The organism is Paenibacillus sp. 2TAF8 (genome assembly GCF_052114825.1).
Lineage (GTDB): Bacteria > Bacillota > Bacilli > Paenibacillales > Paenibacillaceae > Paenibacillus.
In genome coordinates this window covers 94,876-111,257 of sequence record NZ_JBFRFN010000013.1, presented here as the reverse complement: position 1 = coordinate 111,257, position 16,382 = coordinate 94,876, and the positions used below count along the sequence as shown (strand labels likewise).

The 16,382-nt window shown below is 45.5% G+C and carries 18 protein-coding genes; 6 read left to right on the top strand and 12 right to left on the bottom strand.

Annotation, left to right across the window (positions count from 1 at the left end):
- Window positions 1-72: 72 nt before the first annotated feature.
- The 9 genes from AB4Z30_RS19490 to AB4Z30_RS19450 form a co-directional block, all read right to left on the bottom strand.
- The gene (locus AB4Z30_RS19490) at window positions 73-1,161 is read right to left on the bottom strand and encodes a low temperature requirement protein A (RefSeq protein WP_441929151.1); all 1,089 of its coding nucleotides are present in this window, start codon (window positions 1,159-1,161) and stop codon (window positions 73-75) included.
- Window positions 1,162-1,267: 106 nt separating this feature from the next.
- Window positions 1,268-2,227, bottom strand: coding sequence for a ring-cleaving dioxygenase (locus AB4Z30_RS19485; RefSeq protein ID WP_441929150.1), 960 nt, complete (start codon window positions 2,225-2,227; stop codon window positions 1,268-1,270).
- 190 nt (window positions 2,228-2,417) lie between these two features.
- Window positions 2,418-2,645, bottom strand: coding sequence for a DUF896 domain-containing protein (locus AB4Z30_RS19480; RefSeq protein WP_441929204.1), 228 nt, complete (start codon window positions 2,643-2,645; stop codon window positions 2,418-2,420).
- Window positions 2,646-3,002: 357 nt separating this feature from the next.
- Entirely contained in the window at window positions 3,003-4,022 is a 1,020-nt protein-coding gene (locus tag AB4Z30_RS19475; RefSeq protein ID WP_441929149.1) for an SPFH domain-containing protein, read from the bottom strand.
- A gap of 94 nt (window positions 4,023-4,116) precedes the next feature.
- Window positions 4,117-4,860 (bottom strand): TPM domain-containing protein, encoded by a 744-nt coding sequence (locus tag AB4Z30_RS19470; protein ID WP_441929203.1) that lies wholly within the window; start codon window positions 4,858-4,860, stop codon window positions 4,117-4,119.
- Between the two features lie 53 nt (window positions 4,861-4,913).
- On the bottom strand, window positions 4,914-5,945 hold the full coding sequence (locus tag AB4Z30_RS19465) for a TFIIB-type zinc ribbon-containing protein (protein WP_441929148.1): 1,032 nt from the start codon (window positions 5,943-5,945) through the stop codon (window positions 4,914-4,916).
- 29 nt (window positions 5,946-5,974) lie between these two features.
- Window positions 5,975-6,682, bottom strand: a complete 708-nt coding sequence (locus AB4Z30_RS19460; protein ID WP_441929202.1) for a PspA/IM30 family protein — start codon at window positions 6,680-6,682, stop codon at window positions 5,975-5,977.
- A gap of 83 nt (window positions 6,683-6,765) precedes the next feature.
- Window positions 6,766-7,719, bottom strand: a complete 954-nt coding sequence (locus AB4Z30_RS19455; RefSeq protein WP_441929147.1) for an alpha/beta fold hydrolase — start codon at window positions 7,717-7,719, stop codon at window positions 6,766-6,768.
- Entirely contained in the window at window positions 7,716-7,937 is a 222-nt protein-coding gene (locus AB4Z30_RS19450) for a hypothetical protein (RefSeq protein ID WP_441929146.1), read from the bottom strand. The genes AB4Z30_RS19455 and AB4Z30_RS19450 overlap by 4 nt, the downstream gene beginning before the upstream one ends.
- A gap of 232 nt (window positions 7,938-8,169) precedes the next feature.
- Here AB4Z30_RS19450 and AB4Z30_RS19445 point away from each other — a divergent pair, with 232 nt between their 5' ends.
- The 4 genes from AB4Z30_RS19445 (at window position 8,170) to pdxA (ending at window position 13,810) form a co-directional block, all read left to right on the top strand.
- Window positions 8,170-9,858, top strand: a complete 1,689-nt coding sequence (locus AB4Z30_RS19445; RefSeq protein WP_441929145.1) for a PrpR N-terminal domain-containing protein — start codon at window positions 8,170-8,172, stop codon at window positions 9,856-9,858.
- 352 nt (window positions 9,859-10,210) lie between these two features.
- Complete coding sequence (locus tag AB4Z30_RS19440) at window positions 10,211-11,197, top strand: 2-keto-3-deoxygluconate permease (protein ID WP_441929144.1); 987 nt, start codon at window positions 10,211-10,213, stop codon at window positions 11,195-11,197.
- 319 nt (window positions 11,198-11,516) lie between these two features.
- The gene (locus AB4Z30_RS19435) at window positions 11,517-12,812 is read left to right on the top strand and encodes a four-carbon acid sugar kinase family protein (RefSeq protein WP_441929143.1); all 1,296 of its coding nucleotides are present in this window, start codon (window positions 11,517-11,519) and stop codon (window positions 12,810-12,812) included.
- The gene (gene pdxA / locus AB4Z30_RS19430; RefSeq protein ID WP_441929142.1) at window positions 12,809-13,810 is read left to right on the top strand and encodes a 4-hydroxythreonine-4-phosphate dehydrogenase PdxA; all 1,002 of its coding nucleotides are present in this window, start codon (window positions 12,809-12,811) and stop codon (window positions 13,808-13,810) included. The genes AB4Z30_RS19435 and pdxA overlap by 4 nt, the downstream gene beginning before the upstream one ends.
- Window positions 13,811-13,924: 114 nt before the next feature.
- On the opposite strand, the gene AB4Z30_RS19425 is transcribed toward pdxA, so the two are convergent.
- From AB4Z30_RS19425 to AB4Z30_RS19415, 3 genes are all read right to left on the bottom strand, one after another.
- Window positions 13,925-14,248 (bottom strand): type II toxin-antitoxin system PemK/MazF family toxin, encoded by a 324-nt coding sequence (locus AB4Z30_RS19425; RefSeq protein WP_441929141.1) that lies wholly within the window; start codon window positions 14,246-14,248, stop codon window positions 13,925-13,927.
- Complete coding sequence (locus AB4Z30_RS19420; protein WP_240037094.1) at window positions 14,249-14,488, bottom strand: AbrB/MazE/SpoVT family DNA-binding domain-containing protein; 240 nt, start codon at window positions 14,486-14,488, stop codon at window positions 14,249-14,251. It lies immediately after the preceding gene.
- A gap of 215 nt (window positions 14,489-14,703) precedes the next feature.
- Entirely contained in the window at window positions 14,704-15,087 is a 384-nt protein-coding gene (locus tag AB4Z30_RS19415; RefSeq protein ID WP_441929140.1) for a RidA family protein, read from the bottom strand.
- A 105-nt stretch (window positions 15,088-15,192) separates the two neighbouring features.
- Between AB4Z30_RS19415 and AB4Z30_RS19410 the strand changes: the two genes are divergently transcribed.
- Window positions 15,193-15,528 (top strand): winged helix-turn-helix transcriptional regulator, encoded by a 336-nt coding sequence (locus tag AB4Z30_RS19410; protein WP_441929139.1) that lies wholly within the window; start codon window positions 15,193-15,195, stop codon window positions 15,526-15,528.
- 181 nt (window positions 15,529-15,709) lie between these two features.
- Window positions 15,710-16,276: a TetR/AcrR family transcriptional regulator gene (locus AB4Z30_RS19405; protein WP_441929138.1), complete on the top strand. Its 567-nt coding sequence runs from the start codon at window positions 15,710-15,712 to the stop codon at window positions 16,274-16,276.
- The last annotated feature ends 106 nt before the right edge of the window (window positions 16,277-16,382 follow it).

The following is a 16,382-nucleotide window of genomic DNA, read 5'->3' as shown; positions in this document are numbered from 1 at the left end:
GTTCAGATAACAAATATTAAAGCCACGAACAAGGGCTGTTCGTGGCTCTCTTTTTATATAAAAAAACACAGGTCAGGTCGTCAGCTTCGCATACACCAGAAAGAACAGCATATTCTCACCCATAATCACATATCCGGGAACATGGTAGATCAGATCCACCACTACAAAAGCAACTAACAACCCTACCATAATTATCAGATGGAGCGGCCCGAGGCGAAGATGCGGATGTCTGTAGCGATGAAACACAAGTGTTGTCGACAGGAAGTACAGCAACACCGAGCCAAATACAAACGCGAGCATAAACTCATAGCTCAGCAAATTTTGGTATAGCAGTTGGATCGAAGCGGCGATCATACTTAGGGAGATGTAGATAAATAGATGCCCGTAGATAATAGCCTGCCCGGCGGTCTGCATCTCTTTGCTCACTTTTTTCTCCACGTTATCGAAGTACTGCCACCACATAGCGATCACAAACAAGGATGTGAAGACAGCAAACAGGATTGATTCCAGATCCCAGTGATCGGCTGACAACACCGCGATGATGCTGACAACAGATTCACCGAGTAGGATGAGTGTAAAGAGAGCAAAACGTTCCAGCAGATGATGGGTCTGCACAGGCACTTTCACCAGATTTTTACGACCTAGTAGTGGCAAAATAATATCGATGGCGATCCCGGCATACAGAATCACATAACGCACCCAAGAATCAAAGAACAGGGAACCCGATGAGATTACGATGCCAAGGATAAATGAGTAACCCAGGAAACGGGCAGCCTGCTGTTGATGCTTGCTTTTCGACTTGTGGATCGTCAGGTACTGAATTGCGGTAAACGCTCTGGAACCGATGTAACCTATGAAGAAGGACAGATAGTGTTCATCAAAATGAGTAGAAAGACTCGCCGTCATGATGAGAACGGACAGCAGTTGAAGGATGAGAAAAATCCGATGGCTCAGAATATCCTGACCGTAACGGTTGATAAATAAGGTCTGACCGACCCATGCCCACCATACCGGGATGAAGATTAACACGAATTTCAATAGATATTCGAACGTAACGACACCATGCTCGGCATGTAACAAGACATGGCCTGCTTTGGAGACTGCCGCGACGAAAAGTAAATCATAGAACAGCTCCAGCCAGGTGACCTTTTTCTCCATCATCCCTCAATGCTCCTCTGGTTTAGTCTCATATTAGTTGAAACAAATGTGTTTACACATACACTTCGAGGACAGAATAACCTTCTCATATCCTTTGTATATCTCTACCTCACTCCATCACAGTTGCTGCAGCAGTAAGTGTTCTTACCTGAATCGGTTGCAGATTATTTTCGATCTGAGTGCGGTACTGTTCAAACCACTCTGGCAGCATCAGTTTCTGCCCAAGTGCTTCGGCTGGTTCGTCTTTGGCAAAGCCTGGAGGATCAGTCGCAATTTCGAACAAAATGCCGCCAGCTTCTCTGAAGTAAATCGCGTTGAAATATTGGCGATCTCGGACTGGCGTCGGCTGATACCCGTATTCACGTACAGCTTCGCTCCACTGTGCATGTTGTGCATCATCGACTGCGCGCCATGCAATATGGTGCACTGTTCCTGCACCACCCATACCCAGCGGTACACGGGTAACAGGCACATCCACGATGTTGCCGATATCACCGATCGAACGGAAGCGGGCATATTCTTCATTTTCGTCCACTTTCACAAATCCGAGAATACGCTCAAGTGCATCCATCGTACGCTGTGGGTTCACACTGAACAGCACTGCCCCACCAAAACCTTTAATTGCATGTTCAGTCGGAATGCCTTCCTGCACCCAAGTGTTCGCAGCGCCCTCTTCCCGCTCAACAAGCTCCAGACGCAAGCCTTCGCTATCTTCGAATTGTAGCAATTCTTCATCGAAGCGGCGGGTTCTGGTCACTTCGATATTAAACCCTTCCAGACGGTTCTGCCAGAAGTTTATAGAGCCCGGTGGAATTACATATGAGGTGATGCCGACTTGACCGCCGCCAATCTGGCCTCGTGGTGAACCTGCCGCCGGGAAAAAGGTGATGATGGTTCCCGGACTGCCGTGCTCATCTCCGAAGTACAGATGGTATACATCCGGTGCGTCGAAGTTTACTGTTTTTTTCACCAGACGAAGTCCGAGAACTCCGGCGTAAAAGTCAACGTTAGCCTGTGGATCTCCAGCAAAAGCAGTAATGTGGTGGATGCCTGTCGTTTGAATGTTCATGATTATTTCCTCCTTGGATTGAAAAACTCATTTATTTTTTATGTTTAAATTTCTATTATCTTTAAATTAAGATATATGATCTGTACCACTCATGCAGAATCGTAATTCAAACCTGCACTAATGGTACAGTAGTTGTATTAGCCCTCTCATTCAGGGAACGTTTGGTGCCCCTACTGCTTCTGCACAAACCCTATGGATTCTGTCTGGATGCCTGCTCTTGTTTCAATTTATCTGGAGTCACGTCATCGCCGTTTGGATCGTAGATGGTGGCATTCAGTAAAATGTCGTTGACCGAACCACGGAAAGTCTGCAAATATTCTTGGCGAAGGCGAGTCTGTTCTGCTTGCTCCATCTCCGTCAGTCCACCCGTTTTAGCTTTTCTCGCGAGTTCATTAATTCGTGTCAATGTTGGAATCATCATCTGGATCTCTCCTCCTATCAATCAACTGTAGATATTTATTTGAGTATATTCTTCAGCTCGTGTTGCTGTCAATTTCATTCAAATTAAATATCTTAATATAAAGATAATTTATTTTATTTCGCTTGTCAACACTTTGTTTCTGTAAAAATAGAGCTTACCTTTCGCTAAATCATGAGCTTACATGTCGTTAAAATCAAAAAGGTCAGTCCCACAGGTGTTATCATTCCTGTAGAACCAACCTTTAAACTACTCCTCTATTCCATCCTGACGTTGCTCGAGTCATAACTATCACACACTACAGATGATCTACACGGACGTACCGATAACAGATATACTCCCAATCATCTGTATGCTCTATGCCAGCTTTTGTCCGCAGTTCGGACAGAAATTGGCTCCTTCGTTTTTGGCACCACAGTTCGGACAGAAGTTTGGCTTTTTGCCATCACCACCAGAAGACTGAGATGCACCCGCATTACTATGCTGCTGCTGACCTTGGCTATTTGAGCTTTGATTATTTGAATTCTGGCTATTCTGGTTCATGTTTTTCATCATCTCATTTGCCATGTTCATACCCATCATCATACCTGCCATATCCGAGGCAGCACCGCCGCCCTGTACCTTACCAGAGGAGATACCGTCCGTCATACTCACCTGCTGGTACTTTTGCAGATTGCCAATCATCTCGTGAGAGGCCGTTTTGGTGATCATATCCTGAATCTCCTGCGGATAGTTGAAACTCATCACCTGGAAACCGGTAATACCAATCCCGATATCCATCATCTGCATATCCAGATCCTCTTGAATACCGCGTGCAATATCCGAAGCATTCGCTTGTAGATTGAACATGTCCTTGCCTTCACGGCTGATCCACTTCATCAGCAACTGATCCAGCACAGATGTGATGCGGATTTTGACATCATCGACCAGGTAGCTCTGTTTGATGCCTGCAATTTTATCAATCAGAGTCACATAGTCACTCACTTTAAAGTTAAACGTTCCGTTCGCCCGAATCGGCATGCCGCCTGGGAGCTGTGGTGTTGGAATCAAGACCGGACTTTTCGTGCCCCAGCGTACGGTGAACTCTTTGGTATTCACAAACAATACCTCAACCCGCATACCGCTGTTGAATCCGAACTTGAACCCTTTTAACGTGGACAGAAACGGAATAATCTCCGAGTCGATATTAAACGAACCTTCGTCCTCAAAAATACCTTCCACCTTGCCGTTATTCAGGAAAATGGCATCCTGCCCTGAGCGGATAATCAGCTTACTGCCTTTCTTGATCTCACGATTACTCCACTTCCAGAAGATCATATCATCTCTGAATTCTTCCCATTCCACCACGTTAGAGAACTGATTTTTAAAAAATCCCATGTTTAATCCCGTCCCTTCTATAATAAACCTGTCAGGCTTTATCTACGTTGTGCCTTCTTTCAATACATGTTGACGATGTATCTGGTGATTAAAGTTAGAACGACCGACTGCTACCGCTGTGTGAATGTCCACCTGCGGTCGTACCTCCACCGCCGCCTCCGCCATTATTGTTGTTATTCTTCTCAATTTTGGTCTTCGTGACCGTTGTACGAATATATCGATCCTGACGATCAATCACATGCGAGTTCTCCGAATCCTCATAGGTTGCACGATTTACCGTGACACGCCCACCCGAACGATACATCATGACACCAACAACAATACCACCAATAGCTACGGATGCAGCAAGTTGAAACCATGTTTTGAATAAAATATTATCCGGGTTCACCCCAGGCTTAAGGTCCAAATATTCGTAAGACAGATTCAAAAACTTTTCAAAAGCCATCCGATAATTTCCATCCGACAGATCTGGAGCAATTTTTTCTGTAATTTTATCTACCCTGCTGTTATCAACGTATTCTTCACCTTTGTAGTATCCAGCTGCGTATACTTCACGATGATACATATCCATGGTCAGGATAACAGCATTCCCATGCGGCTTATCGTATCCCGGTGCCCGGTTATCATAGAACTCTTCGGCAAGCAGTTTGTCACTCTTCTGTTCCTCATTGTTAGAGGTGTAGATAATCAAGTCCGTCTGCCGCTCGGCCGAATACTGATTCGCCAGTGCGTTCAATTCAGTCCGATCCTGTTCACTTAACAGGTTAGCCTCATCGTAGATGAGGTTTTTGTTCTCTGCTGCGGATACCGATGATACTGGGAAGATCGGAGCGAGCATGGTCACTAGAAGTACGATTAGCGCTGCTATCGCAACTAAGGGTCTCTTTTTGCTCACAGGAATCCGCCTCCCATCATCCACGACACCAGCTTCAGCGACAACAGTGAAACGGCGGCGACACCCGTGAACCATCCGGCCACTTTAGCTTTACTGATTGGCGGTTTGCCGACCACTTTTCCCGTCTGTCCATTCATGGCAAAGGTATATTGTTTGCGGTTGTAATCATAGTTGACCATCCATACAGGTAACAGCACATAGTCTGCATTTTTGAGCTTGGTATCGATCTCTTTATTGGTGTAGCTCACGCTGGTATATCCCGATACGGTAGAGGCGATGTACGAATCAATGTAGGATTTCGTTTTATCCTTGGCCCGTGGAAAAAGCTCATCTTCGGTATAACTATATTTTTCCGCAATATATCCCGCCAGATACGGGGTTTTGAACAATTTCAGCTCATTGTAGGGAAAAGGCTCCAGCTTATCCATCAGCTCGTCATTCATTTTTTCAGATGCATCGATGGGCAGATTCACGTATTCCAACCGAATTTTACGATAAATATCAAAATGCTGCGTCTCCGTATATCGGTAGTCACCCTGCGTATAGGAGCGTACCTTAGTGCCTTGAGCATGAACCTCAATTCGGTTATGTAGATCATACAGCCAGAACGGCACGTATATACCGGTAACGCTCTGGATGCGATCAGCGGTCATGAAGCCACCAGGAGTGAGCAGACCGTTTCTGCACCATTTTTTAAATGCCTGTTTCGCTTGCTCTTTATTGATGGAAAAAGGAATTACCATCGCCGGGGCCAAATTGCCCGTCAGCCGGTCACTCAGTACCACCGCCGCACCGCAGAAACTGCATGTCGTTGCACTTGTCTCCGGCTCGGTTACGATATCTGCTCCGCAGCTGTTACAGTGATATTCCTTCACTTCCCCCTCGGTGAATACCTGCTTCTTCAAAGGATCAGGAAGCTGTTCAATGTTGTCCTGACGTCCGCAGCTCGGACAGGATAATGCACCGGACACACTATCAAAAATCATGCCGCTGCCGCAGTTCGGACATTTATACTCTAATACCGGCATCTGTTCACCTCCGTGCTAAATCGGATGTCTTACTTCCCTAGTTTCTCCTGAATCGCAGCCAGTTCCTCGTCCGCACTTGGAGCCTGATTCTCTCTCTCCCTATTACCCGCATCTGCGTTCATATCCCGCTCCAGCTGTGCAATAAGTTCATCCAGATCATCTTCCTGTGCGCCTGCGCGAAGCTCTGCAAGTGCTTCCGCTTCGTTCAGTGCCTGATTCGCTTGATCTTCCATTGCTTTAAACGCGGATTCCGCGCGGCTTGCAGAGGAATTTTGTTCATTCAACTGCTGCTTTGCCTTCGCATCAGCCATTCGGCCTTTCAGTTCTGCGTGTCTTGCTTCCAATTTCCCCAAATCTGCAACAAGTTTATCGTTCATATGTTTCATCATCTGTGCTTTGGCGGAAGCCCGGTCATATGCCGCTTGCAATTCATTGCGTTTACCCGTCAGTTTCACTTTTTTCTCCAAAAAGCTGCGTGCCTTATCCACATCACCTGACTCCGCCGATTTCTCAGCATAACGATGCAGCTTGTTCACCTCAGCCTGGCACTCATCCAGTGCCCGCTTAGCCCGATTTTCATCCGCCAGCACCGCAGCTGTCTCGGCCTTTACCTGACCCAAGTCACTACTCAAGCTGCGCATATACTCATTCACCGTTTTCTCCGGGTCGTCTGCCCGGTCCAACATATGATTGACATTGGCCTTCATCACGTCTCTAAACCTCGATAAGATTCCCACCATTTGTTCCTCCTTCGGGTATGTTCATATGAATATAATACATGAATAACACCGCATGCGTTTCAGTTTTCATAATGAACTCTTTATAACTCTGCAATATACTTCGCACTTTCCTCCGCTATTTGCTCGGTATTCGTATTATGTAGATAATGTCCGCCGTCAATGATCAGGTATCTGCCATTATGCAGTTTCTCGCTATACTTTATAAGATCAGCCTGCCAATGATCTACGGGCAATTCGTCACCACTCGATATAAAAAAGTACATTGGCACGTCCGGGGTTCCTTGTTTATCGACTTTTTCGGCGTTCGCCTTAATCATCTTTATTTCCTCATTCATGTTAACCGTTTGGGTGTTTTTATAAAATAATGCCCGGTACAGCTTCACATCATGGGTAGATAACCGATTCTCTTGAATGGCTGCAGAAGATTCTGCAATTCCCGGAAAAAAACGAGTAACTCCTGCTCTTGCAGCCAAAGTTGTGACATTCATCATCAGTTTCGAGGGAAGCGGGTACGTCTCATACACTTCTGGAACCGTAGAATCTAGTCCAATGATAGCTTTTACTTCATCAGGATACTTCTGCGCCCAATATAATGCCTCAATACCCGACATGGAATGTGGAAATAATATGTACGGCGGGTTCTGACCAGCTTTAGTTAGTGCTGTACGGGTCTCTTCTAATATCGTGTCGATATCCCTTGGAATGTCAGCTGTTTCGCTAAAACCATAACCCGCTTTCTCTACTACAGCAATTCGGTGTTGTATGGCTAATTTCGAATAAAGTGCTTTGAAATCCAGTACTGGTGCCGATGTGCCCCCACCTGAAAGAAAGACCAGTGTCTGTGGGCCAGAGCCCTCGGTGTAGACATGCATTTTATGGTTATGTACATTAACTAAGACACCCGGTGAGGCCAAGAGCGCGGATTCCTTCTTCAATTGGATAAGATGGTTAACAAAGCTGATGACTATAAACAATAACAAGGCTCCAACTATGACGGATGCTGTATATGCTATTCTCTTTAACGCTGTTTTCATATCATCTCCTCTGGCAAGCTCTCCACCGCCGTAAAAAAGACATCCAGCAGTTCTACACCGTATGCATTTCTCACGTATTCCGTTATCATCGCGACATCCTCTTCCTTCTGATACTCCAGGCAAGGACGCCCCTCACTCCACAATACTCTGCAGGGAAATCGCTCTATCACACACTGGATAATGTGGTCTGGGTCGGCGGCTTTATGTATGTTGGGCATATGTCTGCACTTCCTTTCCTCCATTACTTGATCATGACGGACTTATTCTATCTTAATCGTTTAAACGCTTTGCTTCCATAATGCTTTAATTTTGAAATAGATGATCATTCGATTCAGTGCAGTTCGTCACATCGTTCTTCAAACCTCGCTTCACTCCCCCTTCAAGGATGCCTTTCTTCTTCAAATTAGCTATAATAAAGGGATCAATGATTTTATAAAAGGCAGGAAAATTATGCGTACACGAGTTCATTTCATCGCTCCTTATGAATCGATGGTTCCTATTATAGAAGAATGCATCCCGCGCTACCCTGAGCTATCCATCCAGACCGATGTAGGTGACTTGGCAAAAGGTGCCGAGCTGGCGATTCAGGCCGAAAAAAACGGTGCAGAAATTATCATTAGCCGCGGCGGAACCGCGCAACTCATTAAACAAGCGGTGACCGTGCCGGTCATTGATGTGCAGCTATCTGGCTACGATATGATTCGTTCCCTCACACTGGCAAGCCAGTTCAACGGACATACGGCCATCGTTGGTTTCTCCAACATCACGTCTGGCGCGCAGTCCATTATCGACCTCATGGATCTGCCGCTCAAAGTGTATACGATACATAGCTCAGAAGATGTAGCTAGGCTACTGCTGGAGTTGAAAGCGTCTGGCTACCAGCAAATTGTAGGTGACGTGATCACAGTGAGCACCGCTAAGGCCTACGGTCTGGACGGTTTGTTGATCCAATCGGGTACGGAGTCCATTCTCAGAGCTATGGAGGATGCACAGCTAGTCTATCGGTATTTAAGCAAAAATCAGACCGTGTCCGTCTTACTCCATGATCTCGTGACCCAAGAGCATCCGAATCTGCTGATTTTGGGAGAGCAGGATGAAGTGGTGTTTGAAAACTGGGCCGACTTTAACCATAATCCACTCACCGAAAATCATCTATATCTAATGAACACAAGCCTGGAGTTCCATCAATCCAAAATTCAGAACGTCTTCATGGTCGATGAATATCAATTGACAGTGCAAGCTTATGAAACCAAGCTGGATAACAAGAGCTACAAGGTGTATATGCTTGAAAAAGGAGAGCCTTATGCCTTTGCACAATTCGGCATCACTACGTTTACCGATTCCTCGATGGAACCCATCGTTGCCGAATCACCTGCCATGCAGGCTGTATTAAAGAACATCCGCACACTGTATGCTCATCATGAACCCATATACTTGTTGGGTGAAGCCGATTCAGGGAAATCCTTCTTGGTCAAACATATGCATCAGATGCACGCTGGCAGCGGACTTTTGCTACAGATTGACCTCTCTCAGGTTCCTTCTGGTCATTTGCACAAAATTCCGCTAAACAAGGTGAAAACAGTGGAGCTCAATCAAATTGAATCACGTCTGCAAGATCCCGAGCTGCTGACTTTCATCGAGACTTGTCTCCAGAACAGCATCGGCCTGTTTATTCTAAGCGAGCATGTGCCTGATCCGAATTGGACACTTAAGCTGAAGCTGAACACACTTATCATGCCAAGCCTTGCCGACCGTACGGAGGATCTTGAACCGTTGATGCAGCACTTCCTGACGAGTTATTATCACAAATACGGCACGACAGCTGTACGAATTAAAGAGGATGCACTACAGCTAATCCGGGATCAAGCTGCATATATGAACATCAATCAACTGAAACATCTGATCAAACAAGCCGCGCTGAACGAACCGGATTATGTCATTACGAGCGGAACTTTAACTCGCTTACTACATCAGCAGTCTGCGGCAAATACAAGTGCAATGAAGCTAAACGGCACATTGAAGGAAATAGAGAAAGAAGTTATCCAATTGGTGCTTCAGGAAGAAAACAACAATCAATCCAAAGCCGCTGAGCGTCTGGGGATTAACCGAGCCACATTATGGCGTAAACTTAAAGATTAACTTTAAGTTTACGCCTTTTTTTGTGGTCTTTTTTATGGGCTGTTTTATGGAGTTTATGGGCGTTTTTTCATTTGCCATGTATTCGTTTCATGTATTCATTTCTCATTGTTATTTCCTTGGATTTCACCAGTTCATTTTCAACTCTTTTAGTTCTTTATGAAGCAAAATAGGAATTCCTTCTACTCGTTCAATGGATGATCTACTGATCCGATAGATAATGTGTTGCATTTTTAAACATTTATATACTTATTTAAAATTAAAATAATTTTATGTTGCTAAATTAAACGATATAAGATAACATAATCCCTGCAAGCGCTTCAAGAAAACGATTACTTCATAAGGAGCTATGACTATGAACATTAAAGCTACTCTCGATCGCATCCCTGGCGGCATGATGGTTGTTCCTCTCTTGCTGGGTGCAACAATCAATACATTTTTCCCGAATGCCCTGCGCATCGGCGGATTTACAGAAGCTCTTTTTGTGAACAGTGCGAGTACACTCATTGCATTATTCCTGTTAATTGCAGGTACACAGATTACGTTCAAAACAGCTGGTTCCTCTGTCGGCAAAGGTTTGACCCTGCTTACGTTCAAGTGGGTAATCGGTGCTGCTCTTGGTTTCATCGCTATTCTACTCGCCGACTCAAACGGCTTATTTCTAGGACTTGCTCCGCTTGCCATTATCGCAGCCATGACCAACTCCAATGGTGGCCTGTACATCGCACTTGCGGGTCAATACGGTAAGGAAGACGACAAAGCAGCCTACCCGTTCCTCGCACTTAGTGACGGACCGTTTCTAACGATGGTAGCGCTCTCGATCTTTGGTGCAATGGGGTTTGCGAACGGCATGTTCTCCCCCATGTCCTTTGTTGCGGTATTGCTTCCACTGATTGTTGGTGTCATTATTGGTAATCTGGATCGTAATATGGCTGAATGGCTGCACAAAGGCAGTGACAAGCTCGTTCCGTTTTTTGCCTTTGCGCTCGGTATGGGAATCAACTTCTCCTCCATTATCCAAGGTGGACTCGGCGGAATTCTACTCGGCGTGCTGACTGTGCTTCTTACAGGCGGGGTTGGATACTTGCTCTTCAAAGCCATCGGCTGGAATCCCATTGTCGGAGCATCCGAAGGTTCCACAGCGGGTAATGCGGTAGGTACACCAGCTGCCATCGTAGCTGCCAACGCGTCATTTGGCCCCATTGCGGAGATCGCTACAGTGCAGATTGCGGCAAGTGTTGTGACCACGGCGATTCTACTGCCGATCTTTATCGGCTTCCTCTCCAAACGACTGGAGAAATCAGGCGGCATCGCCAAATATAATGAACGACCGACCACATAATTAAATGGGTATTAATACTGAATAATTTCATTTTTAAATTTTTTAACCATCTAAATTGAATTATTTTTTACACATTATCGGAGAGGACAGAAAAAACCTGGAAAAGCAAAGCTAAAAGCTTTCTGAAAGAAAGCTACATCGGAAGCATAAGCTTCGGCCTTTATCACCGGATTTTCCCCTTTGGAAAAGGGACTCTAAAAAAATCTGGGGATAACAGCGCTTGGAAGGTTATTCTGTCATCGGAGTGGCCTGTGTAAACACCTTTGGTTCAATTTATATGGGTGATGTAACAAAAGAATTATAAAGGAGGGATGACTGCATGAAACTGGCCATTATTGCAGATGATCTGACCGGAGCCAATGACAGCGGGGTGCAGCTAGCCCGGCATGGCCTGAAGACAAGTGTTCTATTTAATATGGATGAGGCATCACTGGCCTCTTATGATACCATTGTTTTTGATACAGACAGCCGCTCTGTTGCGGCGGAGGAAGCTTATGATCGCGTATATCGTGCAGCCAAGCTGCTGACTGAGAACGGGTTCGATACCCTTTTCAAAAAGATGGACTCCACCATGCGCGGCAATATTGGCATCGAGATTGATGCCGTATACGATGTGGTGAAACCCGATTTCATGATGATCGCTCCGGGTTATCCGAAAAACAACCGCACTATTCTGGAGGGCATTCATTACCTGGGCGGCGTGCCTCTCGCAGAGACGGAGATTGCTCTTGATCCGAAGACACCCGTGACGGTCTCCTACCTGCCCGATCTGCTCAAGCAGCAGACGAAATATAGCGTGGGTGAGATTACCGTTGGTGATCTGGAAGCCGGACAACAACAAGTACACGCCAAACTGGAGCAGTTCAAACAAAACAACATCCCGTATGTACTGGTGGATTCCACGGAGGAAGCGCATTTGGAGCAGATTTTGCAGATGACACGGAACATGCCCTATACATTTGCCTGGACGGGTTCAGCAGGGATTGCTAACTATCTCCCGRCTCACTATGAACTGCAATCCAAATCTGCTGTACTAACGATCCCCGAGAGTACTGGTCCAATTCTGACCGTCGTCGGCAGCGTGAACAAAAACTCTCGTGAGCAGTTGTATCGTTTGCTCCGTCAGTCTCGGATTGCATCCGTATCGTTTCATTCGTTCAAAGCCGTATCAGCAGAGGCAGACCGTACAGCGGAGATGGAACGAGTCTACGATGAGGTCAGAACCAAAGCTCTGGAGGGGGAAGATGTTGTGCTCTACTCCACTGCTGAATCCATCGATATTGAGCTGGCGCGGGCTACAGGTGARAATCGCGGATTGAATCACACCCAAGTCAGCAACGAAATCGTACGTGCGATAGGCGAAATTTGTGCCAGACTGCTCGAAGAAGGCCTCTTCAAAGGGGTATCCATGACAGGCGGCGATACAGCCAAACAGATTTGTCTGAAATGGAATATCAGCGGCTTCGAACTGTTGGACGAGCTTGAAATCGGCGTGCCGATCTCCAGATTTATGGGTATTGAAGATTTATATGTGATTACCAAAGCAGGCGGATTCGGCAAACCGGACGTCTTTATCCGAGCGATTCAAAAATTAAAAGGGGGCATTCTCGTATGAAACCCACAGTAGGTATTACGATAGGCGATGCCGCAGGCATTGGACCCGAGATTATTATGAAAGCACTGGGACATCAAGAGGTGTATGATCAATGCAACCCGCTTGTGATCGGTGATGCAAAGATTTTAGAGCGTGTACTACCCGTAATCGGTTCCAATTTGAAAGTGAATGCTATTCAGGAGCCAGAAGAAGCAAAATATGAATTCGGTACTGTCGACGTCATCGACCTGAACCTTGTTCCTGCTGATCTGGAGTACGGTAAAGTATCTGCTGTAGCGGGAGATGCGGCGTTCCAGTTTCTTGCGAAAGCCATTGATTTGGCGAAAAAGAAACAGATTCACTCGATCTGCACAGCACCGCTGAACAAAGAAGCACTGCATCTGGGCGGCCATCTGTATCCAGGGCATACGGAGATTTTGGCAGACCTGACGGACACGGAGGACTTCTCCATGATGCTCACTACGCCTAACCTGCGCGTCATTCACCTAACCACTCATATGGGCCTGATTGATGCTATTGCGAGCATTAACCCCGAAAGAACTTATACGGTCGTGAAGCTGGCTCATGATACGTTGAAAAAAGCAGGCTTTGACAATCCACGCGTCGCGGTGTGCGGGATTAACCCTCATGCCGGAGAGAACGGCTTGTTCGGCAACGGGGAAGAAGAAGAGAAGTTGCAGCCCGGCATTGAGCGCGCGCAGCAGGAAGGCATTAACGTCGTTGGCCCACTGCCAGCGGACACACTATTCTTCCGTGCAGGCCGTGGCGACTTCGACATCGTTGTAGCCTGTTACCACGACCAAGGTCATGCCCCAATCAAGGTGATGGGCATTGAGGAAGGCGTTAATATCACGGTAGGCCTGAAAGGCGGCATCATCCGTACATCCGTGGACCACGGGACTGCCTTTGATATCGCTGGCAAAAACATCGCTGATGATAAAAGCATGCTGGCAGCTGTTCGTTCCGCCATTGAGCTTGCACCGAAAGAATTGGTGTAAAGAGAGTACTGTTTTGAAGTATGCCTAAACAGTCACAGTAAAGTTAGAAAAAAGCAAACCCGTTGTTTAGCGGGTTTGCTTTTGCTGGATAAAATCTATGTATGACTCAGATGTCTACAAAAACGTACGTATTTTGTTCAGACATTCTCTTACAACTTCATCGGGGGCCTTACCAACGATATCGATTTGACGAGCTTTCCAGTCCAGATTCTTAATTTGATCTGTTAAAATGACCCCATCAAAATATGACCCTTCTGGCAGCAATACTTCAAACCCCCAGCCTCTTACCGTATGCGTTATAGGACAAACCGAGACAAATCCTGTTGCTTCATTAAATGCTGCTGGCGACAGCACAATAGCAGGCCTTCTGCCTGCCTGTTCGTGTCCGGTTTGTGGATTAAAATTGATCCAGACTAAATCTCCCCGTTCAGCACTCATTTAGATTAATTCTTTCCCTTCTCTGCCAAAATCAATTTCATCATGGCGATTTTCTGGTTTGCACTGTGCCAGCAATTCTTCCAAGGTCGGCTTTTTCTTCTGAGGTACCACGATAAGTGTGTTATCATCACTTACAATCAAATCAACTTCCGTTCCTTGGTATACCTCAATTTTTTCGGCAATATGGCTTGGAATTCGAATCCCTAAACTATTTCCCCATTTCTGCACAGTAGTCGACATAGAAAACCCTCCTTGATTCCGAGATTTTGGACTCATTATATCACGCCCCCGCTCTTTCGTATACACATAGTATATACACTCGAAGCAACAATGATACGGATGAAACATCATATAGATAAAATAAGGCAAACCTACTTCATTCGTAGGCTTGCCTATCTTTTTTATATCATTACGCCTCTAACTAATACAGTTGCGATCCTGTTGTTGCCTATTTTTTAACCAACATGGGCAACGGCTCGAATCTCCACCCACTGTTCAGGGAATGCCAGATCATTTACCCCAATCATACTTCCCGCTGGTCGATGCTCACCCATATATTGTTTAAACATTTCAATAGCAATCTCCCCGTGCTCCTTCGCCTGGGTCAAGTAAATTTCAACATAAGCGAGATTAGACTTTGTTACATCAAACTGTGCTAATACGGTATCCAAGTTCTCCAATGTCTGTAACACTTGTGCCTGAATATCCCCCTCACCAACAAAGCTACCTTCTGCATTGTGAGAAAATTGTCCAGAGATGTACAGCGTATTGTTGACGCAGTAGCCTTGAGAGATGCCATGATCCCAGAGATCATGGTTATAGGTTTGTATTGTAGTCATATTACTAACCCCTTTACTTTAAATTAAGGCTAGTATAGACTGGGCAAAAAGATTAGGATAGTACGCACAATAAAGATAGGTACTATCTGAAAGGATAGTGTATACATGGGCATATCCGACTTTGACAGCGAAAATATGGCTATTCAAGATACACCTTTTGGCTACACGATGTCAGTCATCGGTGGAAAGTGGAAGATGATTATTTTATATCTGCTCGCTGCCAAGCAACCGATTCGTTTCAATGAAATGCAGCGGCAGATTGGAGCAATTACGTACAAAGTTTTAAGTGCACAGCTCAAGGAGCTGGAGGCTGATGGATTAGTTAAGCGTAAGGAGTTCCCGCAGATCCCGCCTAAAGTAGAATATTCACTGACACCCAAAGCGCAAACCCTCTTACCTGTGCTGGAACAGCTGTGCGAGTGGGGCGAAAAGAATCGTTAACGCGGTAATGCTTTTAGGGACAACTAATAAAGATGGATTCCCTGTCATTTTCATTGGTCTATATTCGGCATTCGGGTATCTTATGCTAAACTGAATATAATCAGTAAAATGGGTGGTAGTACAGTGCACCATTGTATCACCACAAGACACGTTTTAAATCAGACGAAAGAAGAGATTGTTCATGGGAAGAAAGCAATCGTTTACAGAGACAGAGCTGCTGGATATGACCAAAAAGTTGATGCTTGAGCATGGGTACGACGGTTTCCACCTCAAGCTGCTTTCGCAGCATCTCTCTGGAGCTCGAAGTACTATCTATCAATACTACTCCAATAAAGAAGAGATTGTGGCTGCTTGCATGAAGCGAGTCATCGCTAATGTATTAGAACATGCATCAGCCGTTGATGAGTCCGATCCAATGAAAGCACTTGAAGAACTGCTTCTTATTTACGTTGAAGAAGCTGCGCTCCATCAGCTTCTAGGGGATGCGAATAAAATTAATACCTCCAACTCTCCTGCGGCAGCGAGAGATCTTGAATTTATTGAAGATGCGCATCAAACGCTCAAAATTCAATTATCACGTTTGTTTGAACGTGCTCAGCAGGATAAATCTCTCCGCCAAGATATCCCTCTACCTGTACTTATTGGTGTCTTTTTTAACTTATTTAACACGCCTAACATGATGAATGTGCCTACAGCCGATTGGGGTAGACTGCTTTTTCAAACGTGGATTGGTGGAGCCAAGAGCTGAGTTTTCTTCTTGGTACTAATTTGACACATGTGTCATATATATTGTTTAATAAATGAGAACGTGTGTCGCGACACTTCAAATTTGACACAAGTGTCATAAAAAAATA

What these genes read in the sequence shown, in the direction of transcription:
- AB4Z30_RS19490 (WP_441929151.1), bottom strand. Translation starts at nt 1,161, where the DNA reads ATGATGGAGAAAAAGGTCACCTGGCTGGAGCTGTTCTATGATTTACTT.
- AB4Z30_RS19485 (WP_441929150.1), bottom strand. Translation starts at nt 2,227, where the DNA reads ATGAACATTCAAACGACAGGCATCCACCACATTACTGCTTTTGCTGGA.
- AB4Z30_RS19480 (WP_441929204.1), bottom strand. Translation starts at nt 2,645, where the DNA reads ATGATTCCAACATTGACACGAATTAATGAACTCGCGAGAAAAGCTAAA.
- AB4Z30_RS19475 (WP_441929149.1), bottom strand. Translation starts at nt 4,022, where the DNA reads ATGGGATTTTTTAAAAATCAGTTCTCTAACGTGGTGGAATGGGAAGAA.
- AB4Z30_RS19470 (WP_441929203.1), bottom strand. Translation starts at nt 4,860, where the DNA reads ATGCTCGCTCCGATCTTCCCAGTATCATCGGTATCCGCAGCAGAGAAC.
- AB4Z30_RS19465 (WP_441929148.1), bottom strand. Translation starts at nt 5,945, where the DNA reads ATGCCGGTATTAGAGTATAAATGTCCGAACTGCGGCAGCGGCATGATT.
- AB4Z30_RS19455 (WP_441929147.1), bottom strand. Translation starts at nt 7,719, where the DNA reads ATGAAAACAGCGTTAAAGAGAATAGCATATACAGCATCCGTCATAGTT.
- AB4Z30_RS19450 (WP_441929146.1), bottom strand. Translation starts at nt 7,937, where the DNA reads ATGCCCAACATACATAAAGCCGCCGACCCAGACCACATTATCCAGTGT.
- AB4Z30_RS19445 (WP_441929145.1), top strand. Translation starts at nt 8,170, where the DNA reads ATGCGTACACGAGTTCATTTCATCGCTCCTTATGAATCGATGGTTCCT.
- AB4Z30_RS19440 (WP_441929144.1), top strand. Translation starts at nt 10,211, where the DNA reads ATGAACATTAAAGCTACTCTCGATCGCATCCCTGGCGGCATGATGGTT.
- pdxA (WP_441929142.1), top strand. Translation starts at nt 12,809, where the DNA reads ATGAAACCCACAGTAGGTATTACGATAGGCGATGCCGCAGGCATTGGA.
- AB4Z30_RS19425 (WP_441929141.1), bottom strand. Translation starts at nt 14,248, where the DNA reads ATGAGTGCTGAACGGGGAGATTTAGTCTGGATCAATTTTAATCCACAA.
- AB4Z30_RS19420 (WP_240037094.1), bottom strand. Translation starts at nt 14,488, where the DNA reads ATGTCGACTACTGTGCAGAAATGGGGAAATAGTTTAGGGATTCGAATT.
- AB4Z30_RS19415 (WP_441929140.1), bottom strand. Translation starts at nt 15,087, where the DNA reads ATGACTACAATACAAACCTATAACCATGATCTCTGGGATCATGGCATC.
- AB4Z30_RS19410 (WP_441929139.1), top strand. Translation starts at nt 15,193, where the DNA reads ATGGGCATATCCGACTTTGACAGCGAAAATATGGCTATTCAAGATACA.
- AB4Z30_RS19405 (WP_441929138.1), top strand. Translation starts at nt 15,710, where the DNA reads ATGGGAAGAAAGCAATCGTTTACAGAGACAGAGCTGCTGGATATGACC.